The sequence below is a fragment of the Alkalibacterium thalassium genome (assembly GCF_900101165.1).
Taxonomy (GTDB): Bacteria; Bacillota; Bacilli; order Lactobacillales; family Carnobacteriaceae_A; genus Alkalibacterium; species Alkalibacterium indicireducens.
Genome location: NZ_FNFK01000067.1, coordinates 1 through 9,290, shown reverse-complemented (window position 1 = coordinate 9,290; position 9,290 = coordinate 1). Strand labels below are relative to the sequence as shown.

Annotated in this window: 13 protein-coding genes; all 13 read left to right on the top strand. The window is 42.7% G+C overall.

Translation table 11 applies throughout. The annotated features are described in order from the left end of the window. The coding region (locus tag BLR76_RS10205) for a zinc ribbon domain-containing protein (protein ID WP_143009244.1) at positions 1-249 on the top strand (249 nt) is incomplete at its 5' end. A gap of 544 nt (positions 250-793) precedes the next feature. Then, a complete protein-coding gene (locus BLR76_RS10200) occupies positions 794-2,092 on the top strand; it encodes a flavin monoamine oxidase family protein (RefSeq protein ID WP_176759693.1) in 1,299 nt (432 codons plus the stop codon). A 135-nt stretch (positions 2,093-2,227) separates the two neighbouring features. Further along, positions 2,228-3,127 (top strand): DUF4349 domain-containing protein, encoded by a 900-nt coding sequence (locus tag BLR76_RS10195; RefSeq protein WP_091268666.1) that lies wholly within the window; start codon positions 2,228-2,230, stop codon positions 3,125-3,127. A 110-nt stretch (positions 3,128-3,237) separates the two neighbouring features. Beyond that, positions 3,238-4,005, top strand: coding sequence for an SDR family oxidoreductase (locus BLR76_RS10190; RefSeq protein ID WP_091268663.1), 768 nt, complete (start codon positions 3,238-3,240; stop codon positions 4,003-4,005). Positions 4,006-4,187: 182 nt separating this feature from the next. Then, a complete protein-coding gene (locus BLR76_RS10185; protein ID WP_091268661.1) occupies positions 4,188-4,568 on the top strand; it encodes a VOC family protein in 381 nt (126 codons plus the stop codon). Positions 4,569-4,597: 29 nt separating this feature from the next. After that, positions 4,598-5,554 (top strand): glutathione S-transferase family protein, encoded by a 957-nt coding sequence (locus tag BLR76_RS10180; protein WP_091268659.1) that lies wholly within the window; start codon positions 4,598-4,600, stop codon positions 5,552-5,554. Between the two features lie 427 nt (positions 5,555-5,981). Next, positions 5,982-6,254 carry a hypothetical protein gene (locus BLR76_RS10175; protein ID WP_091268657.1) on the top strand — a complete coding sequence of 91 codons (273 nt, stop codon included), beginning with the start codon at positions 5,982-5,984 and terminating at the stop codon, positions 6,252-6,254. A gap of 47 nt (positions 6,255-6,301) precedes the next feature. Further along, positions 6,302-6,748, top strand: a complete 447-nt coding sequence (locus tag BLR76_RS10170; RefSeq protein ID WP_091268654.1) for a hypothetical protein — start codon at positions 6,302-6,304, stop codon at positions 6,746-6,748. A gap of 42 nt (positions 6,749-6,790) precedes the next feature. Next, positions 6,791-7,204 (top strand): hypothetical protein, encoded by a 414-nt coding sequence (locus BLR76_RS10165; RefSeq protein WP_091268652.1) that lies wholly within the window; start codon positions 6,791-6,793, stop codon positions 7,202-7,204. A 55-nt stretch (positions 7,205-7,259) separates the two neighbouring features. Further along, positions 7,260-7,673: a hypothetical protein gene (locus BLR76_RS10160; RefSeq protein WP_091268650.1), complete on the top strand. Its 414-nt coding sequence runs from the start codon at positions 7,260-7,262 to the stop codon at positions 7,671-7,673. 53 nt (positions 7,674-7,726) lie between these two features. Continuing rightward, positions 7,727-7,972, top strand: coding sequence for a hypothetical protein (locus BLR76_RS11690; protein WP_143009243.1), 246 nt, complete (start codon positions 7,727-7,729; stop codon positions 7,970-7,972). A gap of 28 nt (positions 7,973-8,000) precedes the next feature. Next, a complete protein-coding gene (locus BLR76_RS10155) occupies positions 8,001-8,855 on the top strand; it encodes an AAA family ATPase (protein WP_091268648.1) in 855 nt (284 codons plus the stop codon). Positions 8,856-8,996: 141 nt separating this feature from the next. Further along, positions 8,997-9,290 (top strand): helix-turn-helix domain-containing protein (locus BLR76_RS12435; RefSeq protein WP_218121443.1); only part of this gene is annotated, 294 nt, incomplete at its 3' end.

Sequence of the window (9,290 nt, the reverse complement as noted above, 5' to 3'; positions counted from 1 at the left end):
GCTTACAAGTCCCGAATGAATCAATCGGAAGTCTTGAAAGTGGATGCCCACTATACGAGCCAGCGCTGTCCAAAATGCGGGACTATAGACAAGGAAAATCGCTTGAACAGGGAACATGCTTTCTTTTGTAAAAATTGTGCCTATAAATCAAACGATGACCGAGTAGCTGCCATAAATATTCAGCAATTAGGAACAGAGTGGATATCCGGAACCGAACGTCCCTGCTATACGAAAGTCGAAATAAATTAAGGTACACATGATATATTCTGTGTATTGCCGTAGAAGTCAATCTGCGGGTAAAGGGTAGTCCTTTACGAGAAGTAACCTAAAATAGGAGCTTGGAATCAAGCGTTTTTTACTATTGCGCTTAGAGTTACAAGCCCGGTACTTTAGTGCCGGGTCATTGACAGAAAGAAATAAACTACAGCTGAAAAGGATCTAATGACAGTTACCCGCCAGAAAAAATGTCGGAACTAAAAGTAAAAACAAGACTACTGTGAGTTCAGCAGCATGGCACTCTCCTAAGGTGCAGCTAAACAGGCATAACGACTAGTATAGCTTGAATTACTCGACTCAAAAAGCAGGAAAAGCTCTTTAAGAATGAAGAATCTGCTCAGGCAGATTCAACTGCCTTTAGATAGACATGATTAGTCATAAACGTTCTCTCCTTTTCGGATATATTATAAAAGAAAGTCTGGCCTTAATAAAAGAGTGTGCTAAGATAAGGGTGAATAGGTAGATCATGATCACTATGAATGATGCTTTGCCAGAAAGCTTTACGGGAGGTCACACAATGAGTAGAGAAACAGAAGCAGTGGAAGTCATTATTGTTGGAGCGGGATTAGCTGGTTTATCAGCCGCCCATGTGGTTGATGGCAGCGGACTGAGTTACAAAATTCTTGAGGCAACAGACCGGGCCGGAGGAAAAGTTTATTCAGGATGTAACGAGCAGGGAGAGTATGCTCTGGAACTGGGAGCACAGTTTGTCAATAAGGATATGACTGAGCTGACTAGGCTAATTGAAGAAAGCGGGATGCATTTAAAGCGTACCGTTTCAAAGTCAGACAGTGTCTATCTGCACGCAAAAACACGGACGGACGTTGGCGCGTTCATCGAATCCGTCGATGAAGAAATTGTTCATAGCGAGACTGACACGCGTCTGTCCCTTGCCCAGACTATAGAAGACTGGGTAGAAAACGAACAGGAAGAAGCAATAGCCAAGAGTTTTTTCACTGAAGAATCAACTGTCAGTACCGAGCACATTCTTGCCGAAAGCTTTCTCGAAACGATTGAGCGGTACGCGTCTGAACTGGATGACCTTACACATCAGGCATCCGGGCAGCTCACACAGGTAGTCGATTATCTTTCGTCTCAGCTGAAAGTAGAGATTTTGTTCAACCATCCAGTTGAATCTGTTGAGTATGAAGATGGACTATATACATTAAATACGAGCAATGGGAAGAGTCATCATGCCAAAGCCGTCATATTTGCGATTCCTCCAACGGCCGGAAGCCGCATTAAGTTTCAGAAAGAGCTGAAGACCTATTACGAGCCGTTTCTAACTAGCTATATCGACGGGTCAGTCATTAAAGTATCCCTTACGTATGAGCAGCCATTCTGGCATGAGTATGAAATGGACGGAAGAGCAGTACCTGTCGAAGGGATCGTCTATGGGGATTACGATGGACTGAGTGTTTCCGACTCTTCAAAGCAAGGCGATTATCCAAGATTGACTGCTTTTATAGGAGGAGATCTGGCGAAAGACTGGGTGGACCAATCAGAACAGGAGCGTCACCAGTTTGTGCTGGCCAGAATGGAAGATGTGCTGGGTGAACAGGTGAGGGAATATCTCGATTACAGAGAAAGCATCTGGGTCGACCATCCATATTATGGGGGAGGATACAGTGCGCAGGTGCATGTGGCGGGCTTGCCGGAATCGCCTGATAAACTTCGAACGCCTTTTAAGTTATCTGTCTTTGCAAGTACAGAACTGGCTGAGGCTTTTCCAGGCTTTATGGAAGGTGCACTACGATCAGGAAAATCTGCAGCAGAAAAGATAATCAACCTGGTCGATCGATCAGACAAACTTTGACTTAGTTTTAATAATGAACCAGCACACAGGGTGATGAACAGTTATAGGATTATGTTCATCACCCTGTATCTTTTTCACAGACTTAGGCGTATGATGAGTGTAAATAATCAGATAAGAGATAAGGAGTGAGTAGAGATGAGGATAAAACGGAGTATTTTACTTATGGCAGTTTTCCTTTTGACAGCCTGTGCGTCAGAATCCGACGGGGATATGAGAGATGAATCGACAGGCTATGACGGTGGAGGGACCGTGATGACGGAAGACTCGGCCGATATGGAAATGGCTGCAGAAATCGGGGAATCACCGGAGAGTTCAGGTGAACGGCTGATTGGAGAAAAAGTCATTCGAACGGCAAATATGGACTTTGAAACGGTCGAGTACACTGAGACTGTTACTTATATTCGCGAATTGGTCACGCGTCACGATGCATTCATCGAACATTCGTATGAATCCAGCCATACACCGGGCGGGGGAGCATCCAGACAGTATAGAATGATCGATTACACCCTGCGCGTCCCGACAGAACATCTGACGGCTTTTTTGAATGACTTGGAAGGTGTTCAGGCTCAAAAAATCAGTGAGCAGATGGGAACTGAAGATGTCACGCAGTTCTATAGAGATACCGAAGCCAGAGTGCAGGTTCTGGAGAACAAGGAAGAACGGCTGAACGAGCTGCTGGATCGAGCCGAGACGATTGAGGAAATTATTCAGATCGAAGACAGTCTAAGTCAGACCATTGCAGAAAGAGAAAGTCTGCAGTCTCAGCTGGACTATTATGATGATCTGATTGATTATACGTCAGTTTATCTTACTGTAACGGAACGTCCGCGTCTGTCAGGTGAACGAGGGGATGGCATTTCATTCTTCAGACGAATTCAGGATGCGATTGTCGACTCATTCTATGCCTTCTACTACATCTTGCAGGACCTGGTCATTTTCCTGATTTACGCTCTCCCATTCATCATCGTTATCGGCATTGTCGGATGGCTGATCTGGTTTATTACTAGACGAGTGAAAAAAGGCAGAAATCTATAGCACGAATGTAGGGATCCATACTTTTCTCCTAAAAATGTTTGACTTTGAACAGTGCTTCACATATTCTTAGTGTAAGCGTTTTACCTATAAAAGACACAGGAGGAACGATCATGGGAATACTGGACAACAAAGTAGCTATCGTGACTGGGTCAGCATCAGGAATGGGAAAAGCAATTGCAGAGCTGTTTGTTAAAGAAGGAGCCAACGTTCTGCTGGCAGATTTTAATAGTGACGGTGCAAAAGAGGTATCGGATGCACTGAATAGTCAAGGCGGAAAGACAGAAGCCATGAAAGTGGATGTGTCGCAAGCTGATGATATTCACTCTATGTTCGATAAAGCAGTTGAGCTGTTCGGGACAGTAGATATTTTAGTCAACAATGCTGGAATCATGGATGGGTTCGAGCCTGTGGGGGAAATTTCTGACGAACGCTGGGATAAAGTATTCGATGTCAATACAAAAGGTGTCATGAGGGCAATGCGAAAGGCAGTTAATTACTGGCTGGATAATGACAGGAAAGGGACGATCATCAATACTATTTCGACTGGTGGCCTCAATGGTGCACATGCGGGAGTTGCATATGGTGCTTCCAAGCATGCGGTAACTGCCTTGACTAAAAATACAGCGTTCATGTATGCCGAAAAAGGAATCAGAGTAAATGGGATAGCTCCTGGTGCAGTGGAAACGAATATTGGATCTTCCATGACCAACATGAGCGAATTTGGTTTCAGCAGGGCCCAATTGACGCATGGCCTCAGCCCGCGTTCTGGAAAACCGGATGATATCGGACATGTTGCGGTATTTTTAGCCTCTGAAGAATCTAGTTTTGTTAACGGAACGATCATTGTCGCAGACGGCGGATGGACATCAGGATTTTAAGATAGGTGAACAATATTTATCAGAAGACTCCTTTGTGAATCGAGCTAAGGAGTCTTTTCCTGTGTGTTTATTTTGATTCATCCATTCTAATTGAAGGCGAGTTACAGCATATGATTAGTTTAAACTGGGAACATTTACTATAATGGGTAGTGAAGAATACTAACAGTCAGCGAGGGATCAATGTGAGAATCGAGCATGTCGGCATGTGGACAAAAGACCTGGAAACGATGAGAACTTTTTACGAAACGTATTTCAAGGCGCATAGTGGGGAAAAATATCATAATCCAAAGAAGCAGTTTACTTCATGTTTTCTGACCTTTGAATCAGGCAGTCGTCTGGAACTGATGCATCGGGAGGATATTTCGAAAGAAGCGGCAGAAAGCTTCGGGTATGCCCATCTGGCCCTATCTGTCGGAGACAAAGATGCCGTCGACAAGATGGTAGACAGACTGCAGGCAGACGGATATGCTCTGCTCAACGGTCCGCGAACGACTGGAGACGGCTATTATGAAGCAGCTATTGAGGATCCTGAAGGCAACCTGATTGAAATCATGGCTGGCTGACTGGAAAGCAATCATCTAAGGAGGATATTATGGGATTATTAGTAGATGGAAAGTGGCACGACAAGTGGTACGATACGGAAAAAAATGACGGGCGGTTTATCCGAGAAGAGTCACAGTTCAGAAACTGGGTGACAGCGGATGGCAGCGCGGGACCAAGTGGTGAAGGCGGCTTTAAGGCTGAAGCCGGGCGCTATCATTTATATATTTCAAATGCATGCCCATGGGCTAACCGAACCATGATCATGCGCAAACTGAAAGGCCTTGAAGACATGATTTCCGTGTCAGTGGTGCATCCACTGATGGCTGAACACGGCTGGACTTTTGAAGACGATGAAGGGGTCATTAAAGATCCGCTTATCGATGCGGACTACTTGTATGAAGTGTACACTCATGTGGAACCGAAATACAGCGGCCGAGTGACCGTTCCTGTTCTTTATGACTTGAAGCAGGATAAAATCGTCAATAATGAATCATCAGAAATCATGCGTATGCTGAATTCAGCCTTTGACGAAGTTGGCGCCAAAGAAGGCGACTACTATCCTGAAAACTTGCGTGACGACATTGATTCCATCAATGAAAGAGTTTACGGGGCCATCAATAACGGGGTTTATAAAGCTGGTTTCGCGACTAAACAGGATGTCTACAATGAAGAAGTAACAAAGCTTTTTGAAGCTCTGGACGAAATGGAAGAGCGTCTTGGAAAGACACGTTATCTGACAGGTGACCAGTTGACAGAAGCAGACTTGAGACTCTTTACGACACTCGTCCGATTCGACAGTGTCTACTATACACATTTCAAATGTAACATCAGACGTTTAGTGGATTACGATAATCTATGGCGCCTGACAAGAGAACTCTACAATATGCCTGGTGTTTCGGATACGATCAACTTCAGACATATCAAGGAACACTACTTCCGCAGTCACAAGAATATCAATCCGACAGGCATCGTTCCCCTTGGACCAGACTTGGACTTCAGTCTTTAAGAAAAATAAGGTAGCCTTCCAGACCCCTGGAAGGCTATTTCTTTATTTAAACTAACAGTTTTACTTCAAGCTGATCGATGGAGCTAGGGGTGGGTTTTAGCCTTTTATTGCCCACTCAAACATGTTCAGTCTATGATTGGGCAGTGATTTACTGATTAATGACCACTCAAATACAAATCTTAAATGAGTGGTCAAAAGACCGCAGATTATGGACAAGTGAAGCTGACTTTTTATCTGAGCAGGCAGTAAATCAGAGATAATTGACCACTCGGAACAAAATTCCAGTTGAGTGGACACTAAAAAGAGAATCATTGTTTTCAATTAATGAACGATAATATTAGTAAAAAATATACATTAATCCGATTGAAAACCATCGCCAGTATCTTTACAATTAGGTCATATAACAATGTTGATGAGAGGTGTTCTGTTGGATAATGAAAAAATAAAGAAAGATTTAAAGTCGTTTAAATACAGTTACATATTTGGCATGGTTGCTATATTATTTCTAATGATTATAAGAACGATTCATCATGAGTCTTCTAGCGACCTTTTGTTAATAATCACCGCAAAAATCGCAGCCGTATCATGGGTTCAAAGTTCAGATTACACTCGCAAAGGGCGAATAACCATAATTATTATGTTTCTGATTGCTTTAGGACTAGCAATTGCCAGTCTTCTTACTGAGTATGGTGTTTATTAGATTATAAGTAAGACTGAAATAAATTATATAATCGAGAGGAAAGACTGATGAAAGTTACATTGACGAGACCAAAACGTTATTTTACAGGAAACAGCAAAGTGAAGGTCAGGCTGGATGGGGCAGTTGTCGCGGAAATAAACGGGGGTGAGACCGTCGACATTGAGCTGACTAAACAGGAAGCAGTGCTTCAACTGAAACAGCTGACCGCTAAAAGTAACAAGCTGAGAGTATCTGATGGGGATCAAATTGATACGGAAGCGAGTCTGTGGGCTTATATTATGCCACTTGTTCAGGCAGTGATATTCACGATATTATTGTTTACATATGATAATTTTCAGTCAATGGGTATATTTGAAGGGCGACCATTCTGGTTCTTTCTGCTGATTATACCTTTGGCTGCGTTCATCTCAGGGATACCGAGAATGCTTTTTGATACCTTCGTTATTTTTAACGATAATGACAAGGTAGAATACAGGGATCATAAGTTTCAGTAAGCATGTGAGACTATCTGGAAGAGACACGGAAGGATTGAATAAATGAAAATCAAAGTAACCAGACCGAATCGCTTCTATGCAAGTCTGGCTAGATTGAAACTGGTAGTGGATGGAGAGGTAGTCGGCAAGATCAGCAATGGAGCGACTGAAGAAATCACTTTGGACACAGAACAGTCCGTGCTGCAGGTTAAGTATCAGGGTACAAGAAGCAACAAGCTGACGGTCAGTCCAGGTGACACAGTCAAAATTAAGTTCAATAAGTGGGTATACTGGGAACCAGTTTTCACAGGACTTATTACTTTTCTTAGTCTATTCATCATATCTCAGCTCCGCCTGCATAATGTTCTGGAAGAGTTCTCTCTCTGGTTGACTGGTGGAATAATTGCATTGGTAATCAGTATTCTGATCGTTATCCCCAACTTATTATTTGAAAAATATATCCTGTATAAGGAATAAGCACAACTTGTAATATTAGAATTAATTTGATACTTACATAAAAAGGAGAGATACAGTGCAGGTCAAAGTAATCAGACAGGAACATTTCTGGGAGAAAGGCACACATTTTCCGTTAAGGCTGGATGGCGATGTCGTTGGAAAAATTGCCAATGGAGAAACAAAGCACATTAACTTGAATAGGCGACAGTCTGTTCTTCAGGTAAAGCGGTACAGAATTAGAAGCAACAAATTGAGGGTCAGTCCAGGGGATTGCGTCAAATTATCATTAAAAAAGTGGGCGCTGTGGTGGCCGCTATGTATTGGGATTGCGGCTATCATTGGAACAGTTCTCAGCGAAAGAATGTATGCAGACAGGTTGCTGGAATCTGGATCCAGCTGGCCAATTTTCATTTCTGAAGGAATTATCTCATGGGGAGTCATGCTGCTTCCTTATCTGCTATTTGATTCATTCGACTTATATAAGGTTTAACCACTAAAAAATAAAGGTCATGACTCCACCGGCTGGGTCTTTTCATCTGTGGGATGCAGGAAGAGCATACGTTAAGAGAACAGCTGGAGACCAATTATCCGGAGGAGCTGCGAAGGGCTACGCTAGTGAGGGCGTGTTTCGGAGGAGAATTTCATTTCGATACGATGAATCTTGTCGAAAAAATGATCATCAGAAAAGTAGCCAAAGTCAAAACTGATGTTTCTGAAATCAGAGAAGAGACAATCAGTGCGCTCGCCCATACGATGAATGACAGTCGCGAAGTAATCGAACAAGATTAATCAATCAACAGAATGAGCAGGTGTATCTATGTTTTTGCATGCAGTAACGTTTCCTTCAAGTGAAGCTGAGTTTTCTTTTTTCATTGAGATCAAGCGCAAAGTCTATACGACTTTTTATCCCTTTCAGGTCCTGTCCAATAAACAGCTGGAACGGATAGACTGTGTGCCGATCACGATTCTTTATGGCGGCAACGGGTCCGGGAAGACGACTGCTTTGAATGTCATTGCTGAAAAGATTGGAGCAGAACGCGATGCCTTGTATAACAAGTCGTCATTTTTTGAAGACTACCTTGCATACTGCAGCATCGAGCCGGCCTCTGACGAACCGGATTTCAAGCGAATCATCACTAGTGATGACGTATTTGATTATGTGCTGACATTGCGGTCGGTTAATGAAGCCATTGATGAAAAAAGAGAAGAGATGTTTGAGGATTATCTGGAAACGAAATATGCCCAGTTCCAGCTGAAGTCTCTGGATGATTATGAGCAGCTGAAAAAGATGAATGAAACCAGGAGAAAAACGCAGTCCCGATTTGTTAGAGATAATTTGATGAATAATATAAGAGAACAGTCTAATGGGGAAAGTGCCTTCAAGTATTTTGTAGATAAGATAGAAGAGAACGGGTTGTACCTGCTCGATGAGCCTGAAAACAGTCTGTCCCCTGAACGGCAGCTTGAGCTGAAAAAGTATATTGAGGACTCGGCCCGTTTTTTCAACTGTCAGTTTATTATTTCAACCCATTCACCGTTCTTTCTGGCGATGCAAGGTGCTAAAATAATCGATTTGGACTCAGAGCCGGCAACTGTCAGAAAATGGACGGATCTGGAGAATGTCCGGGCCTATCAGAGGTTTTTCGACGAGCATCGTGATGCGTTTGAATAAAAATATTCACGAGTACAAAATACTCTGTTTGATATAGTAGAAAAGAAGCCAGCTGAACTCTTTTAGAGCTGCTGGCTTCTTTCCTGTGATAATGTATTTTATCGTACTGCGACAGAAGACACTCGCTTCTATAAGCGGGTGATGAATGGCGCTCGAGCTTGCTCGACAGTATTTTCGAAAAAAGTAAAAAATAAGTCTTATTCCTGCAATAACTCGTCACACAAAAGTCATTGTTCCCCTTGCTTTAATCCCGTCATTAGGGTATTTTTAGTACAAAGAGGAGGGGAATGTATGTTCAATAATAAAGCGTATAAATTTCGTCTCTACCCCAATGAAAAACAGAAAGAGCAGATAAACAAAACAATCGGATCTGCTCGCTTTGTCTATAATCATTTCTTAAATGAATGGACGACGACATATAAAGAAACTGGAAAG

Coding starts and splice junctions, on each gene's coding strand:
- BLR76_RS10180 (WP_091268659.1), top strand. CDS start 4,598: ATGGGATTATTAGTAGATGGAAAGTGGCACGACAAGTGGTACGATACG.
- BLR76_RS10155 (WP_091268648.1), top strand. CDS start 8,001: ATGTTTTTGCATGCAGTAACGTTTCCTTCAAGTGAAGCTGAGTTTTCT.
- BLR76_RS10170 (WP_091268654.1), top strand. CDS start 6,302: ATGAAAGTTACATTGACGAGACCAAAACGTTATTTTACAGGAAACAGC.
- BLR76_RS10195 (WP_091268666.1), top strand. CDS start 2,228: ATGAGGATAAAACGGAGTATTTTACTTATGGCAGTTTTCCTTTTGACA.
- BLR76_RS10200 (WP_176759693.1), top strand. CDS start 794: ATGAGTAGAGAAACAGAAGCAGTGGAAGTCATTATTGTTGGAGCGGGA.
- BLR76_RS10165 (WP_091268652.1), top strand. CDS start 6,791: ATGAAAATCAAAGTAACCAGACCGAATCGCTTCTATGCAAGTCTGGCT.
- BLR76_RS10190 (WP_091268663.1), top strand. CDS start 3,238: ATGGGAATACTGGACAACAAAGTAGCTATCGTGACTGGGTCAGCATCA.
- BLR76_RS11690 (WP_143009243.1), top strand. CDS start 7,727: ATGCAGGAAGAGCATACGTTAAGAGAACAGCTGGAGACCAATTATCCG.